10 protein-coding genes are annotated in these 22,592 nt (G+C 38.7%); 6 read left to right on the top strand and 4 right to left on the bottom strand.

The features are described 5' to 3' along the window. Position 1 precedes the first annotated feature (1 nt). A complete protein-coding gene (locus CWD90_RS03670; RefSeq protein ID WP_157941154.1) occupies positions 2-2,425 on the top strand; it encodes a glycoside hydrolase family 95 protein in 2,424 nt (807 codons plus the stop codon). Positions 2,426-2,466: 41 nt separating this feature from the next. Here the strand turns inward: CWD90_RS03670 and CWD90_RS03665 are convergent, their stop codons facing one another. Then, positions 2,467-3,015: a sigma-70 family RNA polymerase sigma factor gene (locus tag CWD90_RS03665; RefSeq protein WP_103474560.1), complete on the bottom strand. Its 549-nt coding sequence runs from the start codon at positions 3,013-3,015 to the stop codon at positions 2,467-2,469. A gap of 181 nt (positions 3,016-3,196) precedes the next feature. Between CWD90_RS03665 and CWD90_RS03660 the strand changes: the two genes are divergently transcribed. From CWD90_RS03660 to CWD90_RS03650, 3 genes are all read left to right on the top strand, one after another. Beyond that, positions 3,197-4,336 carry a FecR family protein gene (locus CWD90_RS03660; RefSeq protein WP_103474559.1) on the top strand — a complete coding sequence of 380 codons (1,140 nt, stop codon included), beginning with the start codon at positions 3,197-3,199 and terminating at the stop codon, positions 4,334-4,336. 204 nt (positions 4,337-4,540) lie between these two features. Continuing rightward, on the top strand, positions 4,541-8,092 hold the full coding sequence (locus CWD90_RS03655; RefSeq protein ID WP_192877980.1) for a SusC/RagA family TonB-linked outer membrane protein: 3,552 nt from the start codon (positions 4,541-4,543) through the stop codon (positions 8,090-8,092). A gap of 11 nt (positions 8,093-8,103) precedes the next feature. Further along, positions 8,104-9,789, top strand: a complete 1,686-nt coding sequence (locus CWD90_RS03650; RefSeq protein WP_103474557.1) for a SusD/RagB family nutrient-binding outer membrane lipoprotein — start codon at positions 8,104-8,106, stop codon at positions 9,787-9,789. A gap of 126 nt (positions 9,790-9,915) precedes the next feature. Here the strand turns inward: CWD90_RS03650 and CWD90_RS03645 are convergent, their stop codons facing one another. Further along, entirely contained in the window at positions 9,916-11,118 is a 1,203-nt protein-coding gene (locus CWD90_RS03645) for a hypothetical protein (RefSeq protein ID WP_103474556.1), read from the bottom strand. 265 nt (positions 11,119-11,383) lie between these two features. Between CWD90_RS03645 and CWD90_RS03640 the strand changes: the two genes are divergently transcribed. After that, on the top strand, positions 11,384-14,629 hold the full coding sequence (locus CWD90_RS03640) for a DUF1553 domain-containing protein (RefSeq protein WP_103474555.1): 3,246 nt from the start codon (positions 11,384-11,386) through the stop codon (positions 14,627-14,629). Between the two features lie 8 nt (positions 14,630-14,637). Next, positions 14,638-16,110: a DUF1501 domain-containing protein gene (locus tag CWD90_RS03635; RefSeq protein ID WP_103474554.1), complete on the top strand. Its 1,473-nt coding sequence runs from the start codon at positions 14,638-14,640 to the stop codon at positions 16,108-16,110. 289 nt (positions 16,111-16,399) lie between these two features. Here CWD90_RS03635 and CWD90_RS03625 read toward each other — a convergent pair whose 3' ends face one another. Both CWD90_RS03625 and gltB read right to left on the bottom strand, forming a co-directional pair. Continuing rightward, the gene (locus CWD90_RS03625; protein ID WP_103474552.1) at positions 16,400-17,866 is read right to left on the bottom strand and encodes a glutamate synthase subunit beta; all 1,467 of its coding nucleotides are present in this window, start codon (positions 17,864-17,866) and stop codon (positions 16,400-16,402) included. 7 nt (positions 17,867-17,873) lie between these two features. Continuing rightward, on the bottom strand, positions 17,874-22,382 hold the full coding sequence (gene gltB, locus CWD90_RS03620) for a glutamate synthase large subunit (RefSeq protein ID WP_103474551.1): 4,509 nt from the start codon (positions 22,380-22,382) through the stop codon (positions 17,874-17,876). Between the last annotated feature and the right edge of the window lie 210 nt (positions 22,383-22,592).

The following is a 22,592-nucleotide window of genomic DNA, read 5'->3' as shown; positions in this document are numbered from 1 at the left end:
AATGAAAAAATATTACTTTTTACCACTATTATTAATGGCAACAGTTGTTATTAATGCCCAAAACTCTAAATCAGTGCTGTGGTATGATAGCCCATCAAATGACTGGTATGGCGCACTGCCTCTCGGGAATGGACGATTGGGTGCAATGGTTTTTGGGGACATAGAAAAGGAACATCTTCAATTAAACGATGAAAGTTTGTGGGCAGGTAAACCAGAGAATCCATATCCTCCTAATGTTCGTGAGCACTACAAAACCTTTCAGCAATTAAATTTTAATGGAGAGTTTGATGAAGCCCGTGACTACGGTATGGAAAATTTGGTGGTTAAGCCAACTTCTATAAGGCCATATGAGCCGCTAGGCGATTTATATATTGCTTTTAATCATAAGAGTAAAAACTCCGACTACTATCGCGACCTTTCTATGAATGAAGGCATGACTACTGTTAGTTATTCAGTTGATGGTAAGCGCTTTAGTCGAGAATCTTTTATTTCGGCGGAGTATGACGCCATCTTCTATCATTTTAAAAGTCTTGATAACGTAAAAACAAGTGCCACTATTTATTTTGATCGTTTTAAGGACATTGAACAGGATATCGATGAGAATAATATTTTAACAATTAGTGGTCAAATTTTTGACGATGTAAATGATTTTGATGATAATGTAGATGGTTCTGGTGAAGGTGGGTTGCATATGAAATTTTCTACGCAAATTGCCATAGTTCCCGTTGATGGTAAAGTAAGGTCGGTTGGAAACAAACTGATCATAGAAAACAGTAGTGAATTTACGCTAGTTGTAACAAATACTACAGATTATAATGTAAACATACTGAATTTTGACCGGCGTATTGACCCAGCAACTGAAACTCATAAGATTCTAACACGGGCAATGGGCGAACCTTATGAAAAAGTAAGGGCTAAGCATATTGCTACACATACGAAACAATTTAACACCTTATCCTTAAAGTTAAGTGATATAGAAATAGATGAAATACCTACGGATAAACGTATTGAAGCCGCGGCTAGTGGAATTAATGACAATTATCTGACACAGCTATTCTTTCAATACGGGCGGTATCTTTTGTTGGCAAGTTCAGGCAACAACGCTAAATTACCTGCAAACCTACAAGGTATTTGGAATAAAGATGAATGGGCAGCATGGGAATCTGATTTCCATTTGAACATTAATCTACAAATGAATTATTGGCCTGCCGATATCTGCAATTTATCAGATACTTTTGATCCTCTCTCTAATTTTATGGTAGTAGTTGCCAAGGCGGGTAAGGAAACTGCTCAAAATTATTTGGGTTCAGATGGGTGGATGGCACATCATGTTTTAAATCCATTTGGCAGAACCACTCCTTCAGGTTCAAATTTGGACTCTCAGTTCAACAACGGTTATTGTTTTCCCTTGGCAGGCACATGGATGTCGTTAAGTTTATGGCGACATTATACTTTTACTTTGGATAAAGATTATCTGAGAACTACTGCATATCCAGTACTGAAAGGGGCTGCAAAATTTGCATTGGATTTTTTAATAGAAAATAAGGATGGAGAATTAATTACGTCACCATCTTACTCTCCAGAAAATTCTTATGTTAATCCAGAAACGGGTAAGGCAATGCAGAATACAATTTCTGCTACTATGGATAATCAAATTTTAAGAGAGTTGTTTCAAGCTTGTATAAAATCTGAAGAAATCTTAGGTATAAATGAAATGAAAGGTAGCTTAAGACAAGCGTTGTTAAAATTACCAAAAAATAAGATTGGTGCAGATGGTACCATTCAAGAATGGTATAAAGATTTTGAGGAGGTAGAGCCAGAACATCGGCATATTTCACATTTGTTCGGACTTTATCCTTCGAACCAAATAACAAAGAAAGATGTTGCATTATTTGAGGCAGCAAAGAATACGATTGACAAAAGATTGGCTTCAGGTGGTGGTTTGATAGGCTGGAGCAAAGCATGGGCCATAAATTTCTATGCACGTTTATTCAATTCGGAAAAGGCACTTGAATCTGTAAATAGTTTATTAGCAAGTCAAATCACCACTAATATGTTCGATTTAATTTATCCACAATCCATAAGCGAAAGAATGGGTACTGTTTCCAACACGGGTAAAAAAAGGAAAATATTTCAGATCGAAGGAAATTTTGGAACTACTGCGGGCATTGCAGAAATGCTATTGCAATCTCACGAAGAAGGAATTATTTATTTATTGCCTGCATTACCAAAGGAATGGGATAGCGGAAGTATAAAAGGGATTAAGGCAAGAGGAAATTTTGAATTGGAAATGGAATGGAAAAATAGCAAACTGACTTCGGCTACAATTGTTGCTCATAGTGGAGGTAAAATAAGCATGGTATATAAAGGAATATCAAAAAAAATGAATCTAAAACAAGGTGAATCTAGGAAAGTCAGCTTTTAATTCAAAAAATTATTTACAACTTCCAAGTGTGTTTTGTAGTCCTACAAAACAAATGATATAATCGTTGACCATAGAAAAAAGCTTAAAATATTTTCGGTTGCCTCAGTTCTAAGAAAGGCATAAGCTCTTTTCATCTGTGTTTTTACCGTATTGATTGAGATTCCGTTCGTTTCTGCTATTTCAGCATAACTCTGTCCGTTAATAATTGCCGATATAAAGATTTGTTTCCTGCTTTCAGGCAATTGATTTAGAAGGGTGTGAATTTTATCGAAAGTATTGGAGGGTTCAAAAACTTTAAGGTCTTCATATTCCGGGGTGTTTAATTCCTGGATTAAGATTTTTTCTTTTTTGGCTTTTTCCAATGAAAGTAAACTCAAGTTTTTTACAGCCCTAATGGCATATGCTTGGAATGAAGTTGTTATGCAGATGGATGCCCTTCGTTGCCAATATGAGATAAAAAAATCTTGCACATTATCTTTGGCGGCATCTTTATCCTTAACTATGCTGAAGGAAATAAGACACAACATTGGATAATGCTCCTTAAAGAGTTCCTCCAATTCCCGCTTGTTTATTTTAGGTTGTAAAGGCATTATTTTTTCCAATCTTCCGCCTTGTAAATTAAGACCGGTTAATTGTGCTATTGGTTGATTTGTAGCTTCAATTATAGTAATTTAATTCCAATTAATATCAATATTTATCAAATTCTTAAAAAAAGATAAATTATTGTCACCCTATTTCCATTTTTAATCAACTTATAATAAAGTGCATCAAATGTCAAGTATAGAAAATTTAAAATTTGTTTTAAAAAGTATCCGTGATTCTGGGACATTGGACAGTGATGTACTTGAACGTTTGACCAAAAGTGAAAGAGAAATTGTAGGTTCAATTTATGATGAAAATTTGGTTTCAGAAGCCTTAATGTTTTTGGAGGACTTGGATACGGATGAAGAATGGGGTAAACTTCTTGGGAAAATGGCAACTTCTAAAAAGCCAGTTGTTCCCTTGTGGACATCAATTTTAAAGTATGCTGCAATTTTTGCCGGGTTTATGGCAATTAGTTACCTAGTCTATCAATTTCAAAGTTCTGAAATTGAAATACCTATTTCCGAAACCGCTATTAAATTAAAAATCGGCGGGGATAAGGTTAAGGTTATCCGAGAGGGAGAAAGTCAAGAAATTATTTCCATGACGGGTAAAGTATTGGGTGTGCAAAAGGGAAACAAAATAAGCTATAATGGTGGTGTTGAGATTAGGGAGTTAATTTACAATGAATTGGAAATTCCTTTTGGAAAAATGTTTGATGTTGAATTATCCGATGGCACCTTGGTTCATCTTAATTCAGGAACCAAGATGAGATATCCCGTTAAATTCTTGAATTCTGGGAATAGAGAGGTTTTTATTGAAGGGGAGGCATATTTCATAGTAGCAAAGGATAAGGATCATCCTTTTGTGGTACATGCAGATGAAGTGGCAGTTGAAGTCTTGGGTACCATTTTTAATATATCTTCCTATAACGAGGATGCAGAAATTAATACAGTGTTGGTAGAAGGTTCGGTAAAGATGAGTAATACTATAACTCCTAATGACAACGTAATGTTGAAACCTGGATCAAAAGGTTCATGGCATAAAGCAGGTTATAGCATTTCTGTTGAAGAAGTTGATGTTGAGAACTATACAGGTTGGATTAATGGAGAATTGGTATTTCGTAATTCTTCTTTTTCCAATATGGCCAAAAAGCTAGAGCGAAAGTACAATGTGTCTATCCAAAATAATAACCTTCGATTAAATGAGATTAAATTGAATGCTAGGTTTAGCACGGAGATTGAAGGTATTGAAGACGTATTGAAATCAATTAGTGAAATTTATCCATTTAATTATAAAATAATAGACCGTGATATAATAATCGACTAATACAATTTAATTAAAAACCAACCGCCAATGAAAAAAGCCTTTAGATAAATTTAAAAAAAATCGGGAAATGCTTGAGACCATTCCCCGATCTAAGAATTGTGAATTAAATAATGTTATCAAAAATCATTTAATCATTACAAAATTATGAAAAAATACTTCATTGAGTGTTTGCTGCTATGGCAAATTCCTAAAATGGACTTGAAAATGAAATTAACAACACTTTTAATTATAGTTTCGTTGTTTAAAATCCAAGCAAACTCCTACTCTCAGACAACTAAACTAACCTTAGAAGCTGACAACCTTACTATTGCCCAAATCTTTGAGGAGATTGAAAATGTGTCCGAGTTTAGATTTTTATACGAGAGCAATCAAATTAACCTTAACAGGAAAGTAACTGTTCACCTTAAAAAGAAAAAAATATCGGAGGTGCTTGATTTGCTCTTTGGTGGCACGAATACGGATTATAAGGTGATAAACAGACAGGTAATCCTTACCCAAAAGAGGATGGAGGAACTGAGAATGAAACCACTGAGCAAGGTAAAAGCCGAACCATTGGAAGTTTTGCAAAGAGAAATCTCTGGTATAGTTGTGGATAGTAACGGAGAACCCTTACCGGGAGCGAGTATCGTTGAAAAGGGGACTACTAATGGGACACAATCTGATTTTGATGGTAATTTTTCCTTAAAAATCAGTAATGACAATGCCTCTTTAATTGTTTCTTATGTTGGTTTTGCTACTAAAGAGGTTTCAGTTAATCAACAAATTAATCTAACGATTACCCTAGACGAAAGTGCTGCGGGCTTGGATGAAGTAGTTATTACAGCACTAGGTATATCAAGAGAAAAGAAATCCTTAGGATATTCCATTTCTGAAGTTGATGGGGATGCTGTAAATCTAACACCACAAGAGAATGTTCTTAATTCACTAGCGGGGAAGGTTACAGGGGTCAGTATCTCTCAAATGGATGGCTTGGCGGGATCTTCCGTAAACATGATCATAAGGGGGGCTACCTCACTTAGTAGTGATAACCAACCCTTATTTGTAGTAGATGGTGTTCCAATAGTAAATAGTCTTAATAATTTTTATGAGGGTGCTGATATGGGAAATGCCATATCTGATTTGGATCCTAGTAATATTGAAAATGTTTCAGTTCTAAAAGGGCCAAGTGCGGCTGCTCTTTATGGGTCTAGGGCCGGGAATGGAGTGGTATTGATTACTACACGTACCGGTGGCGGTGTTAAAAAGGGGCTAGGAATCAATATCAGTTCTGCCGTAACCTTTGATCATCCTTATAGGTATATAGATTACCAAACAAAATTTGGACCTGGCAAGGCGGGTGTCCAAATTTTCGAGGAGGAGGAAAACGAAAGCTGGGGTCCTAGATTGGACGCAGGGGAACAATGGGTGCAATGGAATACCAATGGGCAGCCAGCTCCTTTGGTCTCTTATGACAATAGGCTCACGGATTTCTTTCAAACAGGGATTACCTATACCAATAATGTTTCCGTGGGCGGTAATTACGACCAAGGTGATTTTAGGATTTCGGTAGGAAATATGAACAATACAGGTATTGTTCCCAATACGGATTTGGAGCGCCAATCATTTAATCTTAATGGCAGTTATAAATTGTCCCCTAAACTTAAGGTTCAGGGCAATATAGGGGTGTCCCAAACTAGTTCTGATAACCGTCCTGTTGTTGATGGTGGCCGTAACACTGTTGTAAGAAGTGTTTATGAAATGTCTGCACATGTCAATATTAATGATCTTAAAGATTATTGGCTACCTGGTTTAGAGGATATTGAACAATTGAAATACAAAGAAAAGCAGAACAACCCTTGGTTTTTGGTCCATGAAAATACCATTGGGTTCTTAAGGGACAGGACCGTTGCCAAATTCCAGTTTGATTGGGACGTTGCCAAAGACCTTGTCCTAACCGGACGCTATTCTAGAGATAGTTATACAGAGGGCAGAAATGCCAAAACGGCCTTTAGCAACTATGACCAAAGGGAAGGTGGATATAATATAGAATCTATATACCATAAAGAAACCAACTTTGATTTTATACTGGCTTATAATAAAAAAATCAATGATTCATGGGATGTGAATTCCCTTGTAGGCGTCAGTAATTTAAATATTTACGATAATTCCTTGTCCAATGTAGCCAGTTCTTTGGTAGTTCCGGGCTTGTTTACTATTTCCAATGCTGTTCCTGGAACCGTGAATTATGCAAGCTGGTTTAGTGAGAAGAAAATTAATGGGATATACGGAATGGTATCTGTAGGGTATAAGAACATGTTGTTTTTAGACATTACTGGAAGAAATGACTGGTCTAGTACCTTGCCGGCGGAAAACAATTCCTATTTCTATCCTTCGGCTTCTGCCAGTGTTTTGTTATCCAATATGTTTACCATGCCTTCGTGGATGCCGTTTGCAAAATTGCGTGCCGGTTGGGCACAAGTGGGTAATGACGTGGCCCCGTACCAATTGCAGCAATATTTTGCTGCCACTGCAGATTGGGGAGATGCCAAGCGTATGTACCAAGATGGTGTCCTTAGGAATAGCAAGTTAAAACCAGAAATAGCCACCTCAAAAGAAATCGGTATCGATTTAAAGTTGTTAGACTATAGGCTAGGCTTGGAGGCGACCTATTATGAAGTTGAAAATGAAAACCAGGTTTTAAATATTTCAGTACCAGTTGAATCCGGAGCGACCAATAAATTGATCAACGCAGGCCTTATTGCCAGTAATGGTTGGGAAATTGGGTTGACCTCTACTCCTATCATAGCAGGCGATTTTAAAATGGACTTGAATGTTAACGTGTCCAGGAACAGAACCAAGATCAAGGAACTTGCGGATGGTATGGAGTTCTTCAATTTTGGACAAGAAGGAGATGCTATCGTTAGGACTTACGTAGGAGAAACTATAGGGGATATCTATGCTAGACCGGTGTTGACCGTAAAGGATGAAAGTTCCCCATATTTTGGATACCCCATTATTTCCAATGGAGGTTTATTGCAAAAGGATAATGATCCGGCGAATTTGAAGAAGATTGGGAACTTCAATAACGACTTTACCATGGGCTTCCAGCCCAAATTCACCTATAAGGCTCTTTCCTTATCGGCGAATATTGATTGGCGTCAGGGTGGGGAATTCTTTTCAGGATCTATGAGATTCTTTAGGAATAATGGTCAGCTAGAAAACACTCTTTCTGGTACACCTTATGATCAAAATAGTGATATTGTAGGACAAATTAAAGCGAATCCGGATGACTATTTTGGATATTGGGTAGGAGGAAGAACCGAGGAACTAGGTGGTTTTGATTGGGGCGATCCATCGCTAGGCAGGGAAAATGATGCCAGTTTCCATCCTGGAGTTAGGGAAGTGGTTGTTAATGGCGAGAAAGTTTTTGTGGAAAACCTTGGAGGAACTGGAACTATTTGGAAAACCCCGTTCGATGCCAACAAAAATTCGGCCAGGGAATTTGCAGAGCATAATATGTACAGTGCTACCTATGTAAAAGTTAGGGAAGTGGCTTTGACCTATGACATTCCAATGACTTTGATCAAGAAGGCTGGACTGCAAAAAGTATCGGTTTCTTTAATAGCAAAGAATCTATTTGAATGGACCGAAGCAGGCATTAATTTTGACCCGGAAAGGGCCTTTAAGGGAGGTAGCAATTGGGTTCAAGGAATTGAATACTACAATACTCTGCCATGGGTAGCTTCTTATGGGTTTAAACTAAATATTGACCTTTAAATAAAAAACCAATGAAGAAATTATATAGAATTTTATTGATACCATGTTTCTTATTTATAGGGGCATGCGATAATATAGAGGATATTAATGTAAATCCTAACAATGCGGAAGATGTATCTTCTAATTATGTGTTGACTTATGTGCTGACCGAAACGGCCAAGGCGTATAATAGCCTTGGTCTTGAAGCAAACAATATCTCTGGTGCGATGCAATATTCCCAAAGAGGTACTGATTTTCAAGCTTTAAGAGTAAATAGCTATGATTGGGCCCCTGAAGCTTGGGGTAATTATTATGAAATACTCAGAAACAATGAGATTATTTATAACAAGGGGGTTGCAGAGGACCATAAATTTTTTCAAGGGGTTTCCTTAGTGATGCGATCTTTTATTTTTGGGTTGGTCACTGACTTGTATGGAGATTGCCCGTATTCTGAGAGCTTGTCCGCCAATGATGAAATATTTTTTCCAAAGTTTGACGAGCAACAAACGATTTATAAAGGAATACTGGAAGATTTAAGGACGGCCAATGAGCTTTTGACCAATGTGGACTTAAGTTCTTCGCCAATTGCAGCATCTGCGGATGTTTTTTATGGTGGTAACCCGGAAAAATGGAGGATGTTTGCCAATTCACTTCGATTGAGATATGCTATGAGATTGGATAACAAGCGTTCGGAGATGAATGCATTGGGCATAAACACCGTTGCAGAGTTTACAGCGGCTAGTGCTTTTGTTTTTCAGGACGGCTCAGATTCTGCTGTCATGGAATTTTTAGGAGTAGCAGGTTATAATGCAGCTCCGGGTGGGTCTTTGAATTCTTCAAATCCTGGATTTAGTAATAAGCCTTGCGCTACTATCGTAGATAAATTGGTAAGTATTCAGGATCCAAGGCTAGAACGTTGGGTGTTGCCCGTGGTTAGGCAATGGGACGATACTGTTACGGAGCCTACACCCTTGGATTATGTTAATATCTATGGGGAGCCTCAAGATGTAACACGTGTTCCTCCTATTGCAGGCAATACATTGCCAATTGATTATTCGCTTTATGTTGGATTACCTCCAGGCTTGGCGGGTAGTATTGCGCTTGGATACAATAAAGGAGGTGATGTAACCCAATTTCCTTCAGAAGGAAGCCCATATATTTCCTTTTTGCACGGCAGGTACCGGGAGAATGTGGAGGATTACGTAAAAGTGCGATTAATGACGTATAGCGAGGTTGAATTTCTATTGGCCGAAGCGGCATTAAAAGGTGATTTTGGTATTTCAGGTGGTGCAGACGTACATTATCAAAATGCAATTAAAGCTTCTTGGGATGATTATGGTGTAGATTTAGCGAATTCAGGGAATGATTTTACGGCCTATTATAGCAATCCAGATGTAGACCTAAATGGTGCAACTGACAAATTGGAACGCATTATTTCTCAAAAATGGATTTCTGGTTGGATGGGTATCGAGTCTTGGTTCGATTGGAGAAGAACGGGCTATCCCGACCTTCAAACTGGGCCGGTTACTTTGTATGGTGATAAACTTCCATTACGTTATATGTATCCCTCACCTAATTTAGATCCTAAATATCTTGCCAATTATAATGAAGCGGTGGATAGGTTGGAAATTACCCCGAATGTACCCACTGGCCAGACCGCAGATCATTCATATTCAAAAATGTGGTTACTTCAGGGAACTGGGAAACCATGGAATTAACAATGGCGTATAAAATTTTCCCTTTAATTGGTTGGGAAGCTGTTGCCCATTTATTACATATGTCCTAATAAGGCTAACTAAGTGAAAGGGTAAAAGCAAACCTGTGAAGTTATCTTCACAGGTTTTTTATTTTGTAGTGATCTTTTCCATAATCAAAATCTTAGAGCTCAATTCCATTCTGTCTATTCCCTTGACTTCGAGTAGTACCTGGTAATAGTTGGGGAGTTCTCCAAATTTATCTTTTAATCCCTCTTCCAATTCATTAAGCAATTTTGGAGATGTGAAATATTTTAAACTTTGCGAAGCAGCAGTATCCCATATGCCTCCAAATAAATATATGTTGTTATTATTTGGGCCTGGTACCTTGGTAATTAAGCCGTAATCCGTATGGTGTCCATTTGGATCGCCATAAGGACGGTAAACTGTTTCGGTTCCTTCAGGGTTCTCACGATAAACAATGCTTTGGTCTTGGATACGATATAATAATTTGGAACTTTTTAAATAGTCCTTGAATAGTCCAAATGTTTTCATCATCCCTACGACCATAAAGTTGTTATCCGGGAGTTCTTTGGGGTTAAAGCGTCCCATATTTCGAATCGTAAAATCACTTTGGTTGTACGAAAATATTTCACTTAAATCTTTGATCCAAAGGGCGCTGTTGTATATAAGAAGACTGTAGCCTAATGGTTCATATTTTAAATTGGTTCGGGTGGGCTCAAGGGCAAATTGATCGTATTCCTCCATGGAATTTATGAACGGATCCCTTATTATTTTTTGAGTACCTTTTGTGGTATCCTCCTCTTGGAATATGAAAAGGTCTCCTAGGATTACCATTAGTGGTTTTTTATCCCCCAATAGGTCCTTCCATAGGCCGTCTTTGTTTATGGGCCTGGTGTTGTAGTTGGTGGGATACAAGAAGGCATTATAGGCCAAGGAAAGAATTAATAATAGGGATAGTGTAATCGTAAATTTTCTGCTGAAAAAATTGGAATCCTTTTTTTTAACTAATTTCTTTTCAACAAATCTTACCTCGTAACTTCCTTTTGGGATTTGAACGATTATCTTATCATGTTTTCCTTCTATAGAATAGTAAGTCCCTAGCTTTTTGCGAAGGTTATATATATAAACCCTTACCAAAGTGCTCTGCGATGGGTCAAAGTCCGTTTTTCCCAGTATTTCAGATGCAATTGTGGTTTCTTTTGGAATGTTCTTTTGTAAGGTACTGTTGACTAAATATTGCAGTAAGTTGGAATAGGTGTTGGAGTAGCCAAAGGATTTGCTGGCAATTATTTTGGTAATAATTTGGCTGTATTTATGGTTATTTTTCATTAGATATTACCAAAGTTTAAATATAATCAATATTTATTAACAGTTAACGAAACAGTTTATTTGGGTATTAACAGTTAAAAACCTTGTGTATATTTGAATTGGTCAGGTATAAGGGGTAAATTAAAACGTAATTTAATTAAAGGGCCTATAGGTGTTCCTTTGTTTGTTTAATTATTAAAATATATGTTCAAAAAAATAGCTTATTATTTTATTTAGAGTGGTCTTGGCTAGAATACATTGGGATAAACAATTATGATTTAAATCCATGAAGCATTATATAATATATTTTATTGTCGGTCTGGCACTCTTATTTAATAGCTGTGGTTGGAACGCCCCTGCTGAAGTAGAAGTGGCGCTGAAGCAAACTCCAGATGTAATAGACTTTAACTATCACGTTAAACCAATTCTTTCCGATAAATGTTTTGCATGTCATGGTCCGGATACGAATAATCAGAAATCAGACTTACGATTGGATCTCGCTGAAAGTGCACTTTCAGCTCATGGGGAATCCGAGACATTGGCCATTATTCCTGGAAGGCCCGGGGCAAGTAATTTAATTAAACGTATTCTATCAGAGAATCCCTCTGAGAAAATGCCGCCACCGGAATCTAATTTGTCCTTGAGCATAAAGGAAATTGCGATCCTTGCCAAATGGATAGAACAGGGAGCGGAATATAAACCCCATTGGTCTTTTATTAAACCTAAAAAAGAGAAACTACCTCAGATAGGTAAGACTGAATGGGTAAATAATGGAATAGATTATTTTGTTTATAATAAACTTCAAATGGAAAAATTGAAGCCATCCGTAATGGCTTCCAAAGAGACTTTGATCAGACGATTGAGCTTTGATTTAACAGGCCTTCCTCCCGGGCTGGAAGAGATAAGTAATTTTGTGTCGGATACTTCAGCTAATGCTTATGAAAATTTGGTGGATAGGCTTTTGCAAAGCCCGGCTTATGGAGAGCGAATGGCCGCAGACTGGATGGACGTAGCGCGTTATTCTGAAAGTGATGGGTATTTGGATGATAAACATAGGGATTTTAGTGCTTATCGGGATTGGGTGATCAAGGCCTTCAACAATAATATGAGCTATAAAGAATTTGCCACCTTGCAACTGGCGGGAGATCTTATGCCTAATCCAACCAAAGAAAGTGTTTTGGCAACTACCTTTAATAGATTGCACAAGAAAAATTCTGAAGCAGGAATTATTTTTGAGGAATTTAGAGTGGAATATGTTGCCGATAGGGTGCTAAGTGTAGGCAAGGCCTTTATGGGACTCAGTATGGAATGCGCAAAATGCCATGATCATAAATACGATCCCATAAGTCAGAAAAATTATTATGAGATGTCAGCATTCTTCAATAGCACCAATGAATTTGGTTCTGCTGTCTATGGACCTGGTCAAGTTGCGGGACCATCACTTCTTTTGACTGATGAGGAATCGGATAAGGTATTGGCATTTGTAGATAGTAATATTAATAAAGCGGAGGCACAACTAAAATCTTTGAATAGTTTGGTACCTAAGGATTTTGAAAGGTGGTCGTTAAACCCAGCTATAATAAGAAAATCCGTAGAGAAGGGTTATTCAAGTAGTCTTAGTGCTTATTATCCTTTTGATTCGTTTGTGGAAAAGGGCAATAAGAAATATGTCAGTCCCAATAAGGTTGTTAATTCCCAAGCTGCGGTGATTAATGAACCTGTTATAAAGAAAGGAGACAAGAACAATGGTGTTTTCTTAAATGATTTTACTTCCATAAGCTTACCGACGAAAATGGGTTGGTTTGACCAAACGGATCCTTTTACGGTTTCGCTGAGCGTTTATCCAGACACTCAGTATGATGACGCTGCCTTGTTTTACCATTGTGAAGACTTGCGATTAGGGCTTAAAGGATATTCCATGTTCTTAGAAAACAACAGACCTAAATTTATTATGGCATTCTCTTGGCCAACAAATGCAATTCAGATCAAGGCCAAGCAGGATATACCGGAAAAAGAATGGACAAATATTGCTGTTACCTATGATGGTTTAGGAAAAGGAAGTGGACTTCATATGTATTTAAATGGGAAGGAAATCGCCGTAGAAATTGAAATAGACCATCTTTATAAGTCCATTTTGTTCCAGCCCGATTTGCATACCTATGGTTTTAATGGTTTTGGAATGGGAATTAGGAATCATATGAAGACTTTCATAAAGGGAGGGATTGATGAACTTAAGATTCACAATACTGAATTGTCGGCATTGGAGGTCGGCTATAGTTATGATTCAATTCTTCCTGAAGAAATTATTAAGAACACTACGGGCTCTAAGCATCGAGCCCAATTATTATCACATTTTATGATGCGGGAAAGCCATGAGCTCAATAGCGTAAAGGAGCGTATTCGGGAATTGAACAGAGAGAAGAATCAAATTTTAGATACTATTCAGGAAATTATGGTCATGGGTGATTTACCGAAACCACGACCCACTTACATTTTGGAAAGAGGAGTATATGATGCTCAAGGTGAAGAAGTGTTTCCGGATGTGCCGGAAGCGGTACTTCCTTTTGGTGACAACCTTCCTAGAAATAGGCTGGGACTTGCAACATGGTTATTTGATAAGAATAATCCGCTAACTGCCAGAGTCTTTGTGAATAGGTTATGGCAGATGCATTTTGGTTCAGGTTTGGTGCCGTCTTCCGATGATTTTGGAAATCAGGGCAATTTGCCGTCCCATCCTAAATTGTTAGATTGGTTGGCGATTGAATTTGTTGCATCGGGCTGGGATATAAAGGCAATGAACAAATTGATAGTAATGTCCGCTACTTATCAGCAAAGTTCCATGTTAACCCCCAAACTTGAAGAAAGGGATAAGGAAAATATGCTGTTGGCAAGGGGACCAAGTTTTCGCATGACAGCCGAAATGATTAGAGACAATGCGCTGACCATAAGTGGTCTATTGTCGTCTAAGATTGGAGGTCCAAGTGTCTACCCCTATCAGCCAGATGGGCTTTGGGATGAAATTAGTAATAAGTCCTGGCGCTATAAATACTTACAAGAACCAGGTGAAGGCCTCTATAGGAGGAGTTTGTATACCATTTGGAAAAGAACGTCGGCTCCGCCGTCCATGATGATTTTTGACGTGGGGGAAAGAGGGGTCTGTACGGTAAAGCGCAGACAGACCAGTACTCCATTGCAGGCCTTGGTGCTTCTGAATGACCCCCAATTTCTGGAAGCCTCCCGAGTGGTGGCCGAAAACTTGATTTCGGATTATGGAGGAGATGTGGACCTTCAATTGCAAAAGGCATACGTGTTATGTACTGGCAGAAATCCAAATAGAACAGAATTGGGAGTCTTAACTAAATTTCATAATGAGGAATTGGAGCGATTTTCCGGGGCTTCCGAGGATGCCTTAGCTTATGTTAGTATAGGAAGTTCTAAGGTTAAGGCTGGTTTGGATCCGGTTAGACTGGCTGCCTTGGCAACCGTTGTAAACAGCGTGATGAATACATTTGAAGGATATACGATCAGATAATAAGGCATATGGAAGATTTTAAAAAACACATGGAGTTTATGGATACCCGTAGGGGATTTTTGAAAAAATCGGCCTTAGGATTTGGTTCTATTGCCCTGAGCAGTTTGTTGGGCCCTACTTCATCCCTTTATGGGAATGATTTGTTGGGTGGAGCCCCACATAACAATTTGGGAGGTGTTTTAGGGACTACCCATTTTCCGGCAAAGGCCAAAAGGGTAATCTATCTTTTTCAAAGTGGCGGACCTTCACAATTGGAAACCTTTGATTATAAACCGGAATTGGCAAAATGGCACGGAAAGGAAATACCCCCATCGGTTCAGGGAACCCAACGAAATTCTGGTATGGTATCCAGTCAATCTACGTTCCCATTGGTTAAGTCTATTTACGATTTTCAACAATATGGGCAATCAGGTGCCTGGGTTAGTGAGATTTTTCCTTATACGGCCCAAGTGGTGGATGATTTGTGTATCATTAACTCCATGCGTACCGATGCCATTAACCATGAACCTGCAGTAATGTTTATGCAAACTGGTAGTCAGCAAAGTGGGCGCCCCTCCATAGGTTCTTGGCTTAGTTATGGACTGGCTAGTGATAATAAAAACTTACCCAATTTTGTAGTATTATTGTCTAAAGGAGGCGGAGCCCAGCCCTTAAGTTCGGCGGCATGGGGCAATGGTTTTTTACCATCACATCATCAAGGAGTGCAATTTAGGTCGGGCAAGGATCCTGTGCTTTATTTGAACAACCCCCATGGAGTCCATGATGAAGATCGAAGACGGGCTTTGAATTATATATCGGAGCTAAATGGTCATCAATATGATATTTGGAAGGATACCGAGATACAATCAAAAATTAATCAATACGAAATGGCGTACAAGATGCAAAATTCTGTACCAGAGGCTGTGGATACTAAAGAGGAGCCAGACCATATCTATAAATTATATGGGGACGATGCCAGAATACCAGGCACTTACGCGGCCAATTGTTTGCAAGCCAGGCGGTTGGCAGAAAGGGATGTAAAATTTATTCAGTTGTATCATATGGGCTGGGATCAACACGGTGGTCTACCTGATGGTATAAAGAAGCAGGCTCTAGGTACCGACCAAGCGACCGCTGGCCTGATCAAAGATCTTAAACAACGAGGTTTGTTGGAAGATACACTTGTGGTATGGGGAGGTGAATTTGGACGAACTAGTTTTTCACAAGGTAGGCTAACAGCCAATAACTATGGTAGGGATCATCATCCGGGTTGCTTCACTATGTGGATGGCCGGGGCAGGGGTAAAGGCCGGAATGGTTTATGGGAAAACGGATGAATTTAGTTATAACGTAATAGAAAATGAAGTGCATGTACACGATTTTCAGGCTACACTTCTACATTTGTTGGGTATGGATCATGAGAAACTCACCTTTAAACACCAAGGTAGACGCTATAGATTAACCGACGTTCATGGACATGTAGTTAAGGACATCCTTTCCTAATTGGTTGCTACAATGGCAAGTGTAAAATTTGTCTGGGCAACCACATGGGGCGGTAGAATTATGTTGGCTGCTGCTAAGACCTGTTAACCAAATACTCTGGATAAGATTAATATTGGCGAAGTTGCTTCCTGGATTGGTTAAAGTGAATTTTGATTGGTCCCTTAATTATTTTGAAAGTGATAGGGATATGCCCAGTGTATTACAAATAGATTTTGCTTTATAAATAAAGAAATCCAACCCATTTTAATAGGTTGGATTTAGCAGTAAATAGGAGTAATTACAAAAGGTGTTAAACCCTAGGTAAATCTCCTTCCCCTTTTAGGGGTAAATATGATGTTCCCATTAGATAGGTATCTGCATGGTATGCGGCTTGTCTACCTTCAGAAATGGCCCAAACTATTAAGGATTGTCCTCTTCTTTGGTCTCCGGCAGCAAAAATACCTGGTACATTGGTTTTATAATCTGCTTCACTAGCTTTAATATTGGTACGGGAATCTGCCTCAAGGCCCAATTGCTCAGCGATAGTCATTTCGGATCCTGTAAAGCCCATTGCCAATAGTGCTAATTCGCATGGCCATTCTTTTTCCGTATTCGGAACTTCCTTAAGAGTAGGGCGTTGTCCAGGTACGGTTATCCACTCTACTTCCGAAGTAATAAGTCCTTTTAGATTCCCATTTTTATCGCCGATAAATTTTTTGGTGGAAATGCTGAAGAATCTCTCAACTCCTTCTTTGTGGGAAGAACTTGTTCTGAGGCGCATGGGCCAAAATGGCCAAGGTTGGTCTTCAGGTCTGCCTACCGGAGGTTTTCCTAAAATTTCGAAATTGGTTACAGAAGTAGCTCCGTGTCTGATGGAAGTTCCAATACAGTCAGATCCGGTATCTCCCCCTCCAATAACCACAACGTGTTTCCCAGTGGCCTTAATTTCTTCGCCTAGATCTTTTATGCCATCTACACGCTTATTATTCTGTTTTAAGAAATCCATGGCTTGTGTAACTCCTTTAAGGTCGGACCCTTCTATGGGTAATCCTCTTCGAACGGTAGCTCCTCCGGTAAGAACAATGGCATCAAACTGATCCTTAAGTTCTGTAGCTGAAATATCCATACCCACATTAACACCGGTCTTAATTATAATACCTTCTTCGACCAATACTTTTACCCTTCTATCAATGATACTCTTTTCCATCTTAAAATCTGGAATACCATAGCGTAGAAGACCTCCAACTTTTTCATCCCTTTCATAAAGCGTAACCAAATGTCCGGCTCTATTTAATTGTTGGGCTGCTGCCAGACCTGCAGGTCCCGATCCAATAACAGCAACAGTTTTCCCAGTTCGGTTGGCAGGGGGTTCTGCAACGACCCATCCTTTGTTGAAAGCTGTTTCAACAATATTTTTTTCAATGTTCTCTATACTTACCGGGTCTTCATTAATACCTAAAACACAAGCCTCTTCACAAGGTGCCGGGCATAATCTTCCAGTGAATTCCGGGAAATTATTAGTGGAGTGTAATATCTTTGCGGCCTTTTCCCATTTCCCAAGGTAAACTGCATCATTGAAATCAGGGATTAAATTTCCCAAAGGACACCCACTATGACAAAATGGAATACCACAGTCCATACATCTCGCACCTTGATCCTTAAGCTCCTTTTCTTTCATCGGAATTGTAAATTCCTTGTAATTCTGAACTCTTTTATCTACTGGAGCGTACTCCTCTACTTTTCTATCGAATTCCAAAAATCCTGTAATCTTTCCCATATTTCGATTATATCGTTTCTAATTTTTCTTTTTCTAAACGTATCAGTGCCTGCTTGTATTCCTCAGGGAAAATCTTGATGAATTTTGGTAAATAATCTTCCCAATTCTCCAATATCCTCTGGGCAATTGGACTAAGTGTGGCATTGTAATGATTTTCTATAAGCCCTTTTAATTCTGCAATATCATTATCATCCTCTACCTTTAAAAGATTTAAAGATTCTGTATTGCAATTTTTTGTGAAGGTATTTTTCTCATCAAAGATATAGGCAATACCACCACTCATTCCAGCTCCAAAGTTTCTGCCTACTTCACCAAGGATAATGGCGATACCTCCGGTCATGTACTCACAACCATGATCTCCAATACCTTCTACGACAGCCTTTGCTCCGGAATTTCTTACGCAAAAACGCTCACCAGCTTTTCCATTAATATAGGCTTCACCCGAAGTTGCTCCATATAGTGTAACGTTTCCTGTAATTACGTTTTCCTCTGGTTTTAAGGTGGATTTATAAGGTACCTTTATAATTAGTTTAGCTCCGGATAAGCCCTTACCTAAATAATCGTTGGTATTTCCATTGACGATCATGGTAAGGCCTTTTGTTGCAAAAGCCCCAAAACTTTGTCCGGCAGAACCCGTGAAGTTTAGCTTCAAGGTGTTTTCAGGGAGTCCTTCTGCTCCGTAGATTTTGGAAATTTCGTTACTTGTAATAGCTCCAACGGCTCTATCTGTATTATGGATTGGGAAATCCAATGAAATTTTTTCTTTTCTAAATAGGGAAGGATGGGCTTTTTCTATAATTTCAAACTCAATGGATTTGTCAATATCGTGTTGTTGTTTTTGGGTATTATAGAATTTGGTCCCCTTGGGCACATCTACCTGATATAAAATTGGTGTTAGGTCTATACCGGCGGCCTTGTAATGTTCCAAAGCTTTTTTACGGTCCAATTTTTGTACTTGTCCAACCATTTCTTCAATGGTTCTAAAGCCTAATTGTGCCATTATTTCCCGAAGCTCCTCGGCTACAAAGTACATATAGTTGACAACGTGCTCTGGCTTGCCTTCAAATTTCTTACGCAATTCAGGATTTTGTGTTGCAATTCCGACAGGACAGGTATTTAGATGACAAACACGCATCATAATACATCCTGAGGCTACCAATGGTGCTGTAGCAAATCCAAATTCTTCGGCGCCCAATAAACAGGCTATTGCTACATCCCTTCCAGTTTTTAGCTGACCGTCACATTCCAGAACTACCCTGTTCCTTAGATCGTTCAATACTAAGGTTTGTTGTGCCTCGGCGATTCCTAATTCCCATGGGAGTCCAGCGTGCTTTAATGAGGTTAAGGGAGATGCTCCTGTACCACCATCATGGCCTGAAATTAAAATAACATCTGCCTTGGCTTTGGAAACACCTGCTGCTACGGTGCCAACACCTACTTCAGAAACCAATTTCACATTGATTCTTGCCTTACGGTTCGCAGATTTTAAATCGAATATTAATTGCGATAAATCCTCAATAGAATATATATCATGATGTGGCGGGGGTGAAATTAAACCCACATACGGCGTAGAACTTCTGGTTTTTGCAATGGAAGGATTTACTTTTGGTCCAGGTAATTGGCCTCCTTCACCAGGTTTTGCACCTTGTGCCATTTTGATCTGGATTTCTTTGGCATTGGTCAAATAATTGGAGGTTACCCCAAATCTTCCGGAAGCAACTTGCTTTATGGCACTGTTTTTCCAGTCCCCAGTTTGATTCTTATAAAAACGATCGGCATCCTCACCACCTTCGCCGGAATTACTCTTCCCGCCAATTCTATTCATGGCTATAGCCAAATTTTCATGTGCTTCCTTACTGATGGAGCCATAGGACATGGCGCCAGTTTTAAAGCGTTTTACTATTTCTGTCCATGGTTCAACTTCCTCCAACGGAATAGGGTCGTAATTGGAGAATTCGAACAACCCACGAATAGTCATCAGATCCTTGGTTTGTTCATTTACCATTTGGGCAAATTCCTTATAGGATTCTGGTTCGTTGTTTCGAACTGCTTTTTGAAGTTTGGCAATACTTAATGGATTGAAAAGGTGTTTTTCTCCATCCCTTCTCCAACGATATTGTCCGCCAATTTCTAAATCTAAATTGGCAGCAATTTCTTTATCCAAATATGCTTTACCATGACGTTTTGCAATTTCTTTCTCTATTTCATAAAGTCCAATCCCCTGTATCCTAGTTGGAGTGTTAGGGAAGTATTTGTCTACTACCTTGGTATTGATTCCAATACATTCGAATAATTGGGAACCTCGGTATGAGTTGAGGGTAGAAATTCCAATTTTGTTCATTACCTTGAGAACACCCTTGCCAACAGCTTTATTGTAGTTGTTGATGGCTTCTTCAAAAGTGTATTCGGTAATATCGTGTTCTTTAATTTGCTCTGCAATTATTTCGTTTACCAAATAAGGGTTTATTGCACTTGCCCCGAAGCCAAATAATAAAGCAAAATGATGTACTTCTCTTGGCTCGGCAGATTCAATAATAACGCTCAATTTGGAACGTTTCCCCAATCGTTGTAACCCGCTGTTAACAAATGAACAGGCCAAAACAGCAGGAATAGGCGCTTTTTCCTTACTTACATTTCTATCTGATAGTATAATAATATTTGCGCCATCATCAATAGCCTGTTCTGCTTGGTTTAATATAGATTCCAATGCATCTTCCAGACCGTTGTGTCCTTTTTCTATATCATAAAGCATGGAAATGGAAACTACTTTGTAGTCCGGGCTGGAATCATAATTTTTTATCTTATCCAAATCCTCTTTGGATATGACGGGATTTTGAATCTTCAATTTTCTACAGTGAAGTTCGGAGAATTCAAAAATATTTTGATCGCTACCTAGGGTTAAGCTGATATCTGTAATAAGTTCTTCGCGGATACCATCCAAGGGAGGATTGGTAACTTGTGCGAATAATTGCTTAAAATAATTGTAAATTAATTGTGGGCGTTCGGAAAGAACAGCTATTGGCGTATCGGATCCCATAGATCCAAGTGGCTCTTTTGCCGTTTTTCCCATGGGAAGAATAATAGTGTTTATATCTTCTAGGGTATATCCAAATATGGCCTTTCTTTTTTGTACAGAAGCTTCGTTTAAGAAGAGTGGGCAATCATTATAAGGAATGTCCTTAAGGTGGACCAAATTTTTGTCCAACCATTTTTTATAGGGATACTTTAGCGCAATTTTTTCTTTAATTTCCTCATCGTTAATAATACGGCCCTCTTCCATGTTTACCAAGAACATTTTTCCCGGTTCCAATCGTCCGTGCAATTCAATGTTTTCTGGTTCAAGATCCACAACCCCAACTTCTGAGGACATAATAACATAACCGTCTTTAGTTACCGAATATCTTGATGGGCGTAAACCGTTTCTGTCCAATACAGCACCAATGTAGTTTCCGTCGGTGAAAGGTATGGAGGCAGGTCCGTCCCAAGGTTCCATTAAACAAGAGTGATATTCATAGAAGGCTTTTTTGGCTTCGGACATTTCATTGTTTTTCTCCCAAGCTTCAGGTACCAGTACCATCATTACCTCTGGTAACGACCTTCCTGTCATTAACAATAGTTCTACAACCATATCCATGGTGGCCGAATCCGACTTTCCAGGTAATATGATCGGGATGATATTTTTTATTTCATCCCCAAACCAATCGCTCTTCATTAACTCTTCCCTAGAGAGCATTCTTGATACGTTGCCTCTAAGGGTATTTATTTCCCCATTGTGGCACATATAGCGGAATGGCTGGGCCAAATCCCAAGTTGGGAAAGTGTTGGTGGAAAATCTTTGATGAACCAGGGCTAAACGGGTTACTACCCTTGGGTCCATAAGGTCTTTGTAGTATAAACTGATATCTTCTGGCATAAGGAGCCCTTTGAAGATGATGATTTTGGTTGAAAGACTTGGAACATAGAAAAATTTGCTTTCGGATAGTTTAGAAGCATTGATGGTATGTTCTGTAACCTTCCTAGCTATGAACAATTTTAAATTAAAGTGGAAGAAGTCCTGTTCGTCGTTTTCCCGTGCTACAAATAATTGTTTCAGGAATGGTTCGGTTTCCGCTGCTATTCTTCCTGGAATGGATCTATTGACAGGAACATCTCTCCATCCTAATAATTTTAAACCTTGTTTTTTAATATTGGATTCGAAAACCTCAATGCAGTAGTCCCTTTGGTTTTCTTTTTGGGGTAAAAACACATTTCCTACGGCGTAACTGCCAGGTTGGGGAAGCTCAAAGCTGCACACGTCTTGGAAAAAGTCGTGTGGGATATCTATAAGAATCCCTGCACCATCACCGGTTTTACCATCGGAACTTACTGCTCCCCTGTGCTCTAATTTTTCTAATATTTCTAGAGCCTTATGAATAATATCATTCGACTTTTTTCCTTTAAGACTACAAATAAATCCTGCGCCACAGTTATCATGTTCAAATTCCGGTAGGTACAATCCTTGTTTTCTCAGCTTCATAAATTATCATATTTATTCAAAAATATCAAAATATTTGCATTTAATGCAGTGCAATGTCAAATAGTGTGTAAGAAATTCAACGTTTATAATTCAACGTTAAAAAAAATGCATATTCTGATATTTGAGCCTATTAAATTGGGATTTCCTCAATATTAAGGTTTTAATACTGATGTTTTTCCTATTAATAGGGGGTTAATAATGTAAATTAGG

Origin of the sequence: Arenibacter catalasegens (genome assembly GCF_002909235.1) — a bacterium.
Lineage (GTDB): Bacteria > Bacteroidota > Bacteroidia > Flavobacteriales > Flavobacteriaceae > Arenibacter > Arenibacter catalasegens.
This window is presented reverse-complemented; position numbering and strand designations above follow the sequence as displayed.

What these genes read in the sequence shown, in the direction of transcription:
- CWD90_RS03660 (WP_103474559.1), top strand. Translation starts at nt 3,197, where the DNA reads ATGTCAAGTATAGAAAATTTAAAATTTGTTTTAAAAAGTATCCGTGAT.
- CWD90_RS03650 (WP_103474557.1), top strand. Translation starts at nt 8,104, where the DNA reads ATGAAGAAATTATATAGAATTTTATTGATACCATGTTTCTTATTTATA.
- CWD90_RS03635 (WP_103474554.1), top strand. Translation starts at nt 14,638, where the DNA reads ATGGAAGATTTTAAAAAACACATGGAGTTTATGGATACCCGTAGGGGA.
- CWD90_RS03665 (WP_103474560.1), bottom strand. Translation starts at nt 3,015, where the DNA reads ATGCCTTTACAACCTAAAATAAACAAGCGGGAATTGGAGGAACTCTTT.
- CWD90_RS03640 (WP_103474555.1), top strand. Translation starts at nt 11,384, where the DNA reads ATGAAGCATTATATAATATATTTTATTGTCGGTCTGGCACTCTTATTT.
- CWD90_RS03655 (WP_192877980.1), top strand. Translation starts at nt 4,541, where the DNA reads ATGAAATTAACAACACTTTTAATTATAGTTTCGTTGTTTAAAATCCAA.
- CWD90_RS03670 (WP_157941154.1), top strand. Translation starts at nt 2, where the DNA reads ATGAAAAAATATTACTTTTTACCACTATTATTAATGGCAACAGTTGTT.
- gltB (WP_103474551.1), bottom strand. Translation starts at nt 22,382, where the DNA reads ATGAAGCTGAGAAAACAAGGATTGTACCTACCGGAATTTGAACATGAT.
- CWD90_RS03625 (WP_103474552.1), bottom strand. Translation starts at nt 17,866, where the DNA reads ATGGGAAAGATTACAGGATTTTTGGAATTCGATAGAAAAGTAGAGGAG.
- CWD90_RS03645 (WP_103474556.1), bottom strand. Translation starts at nt 11,118, where the DNA reads ATGAAAAATAACCATAAATACAGCCAAATTATTACCAAAATAATTGCC.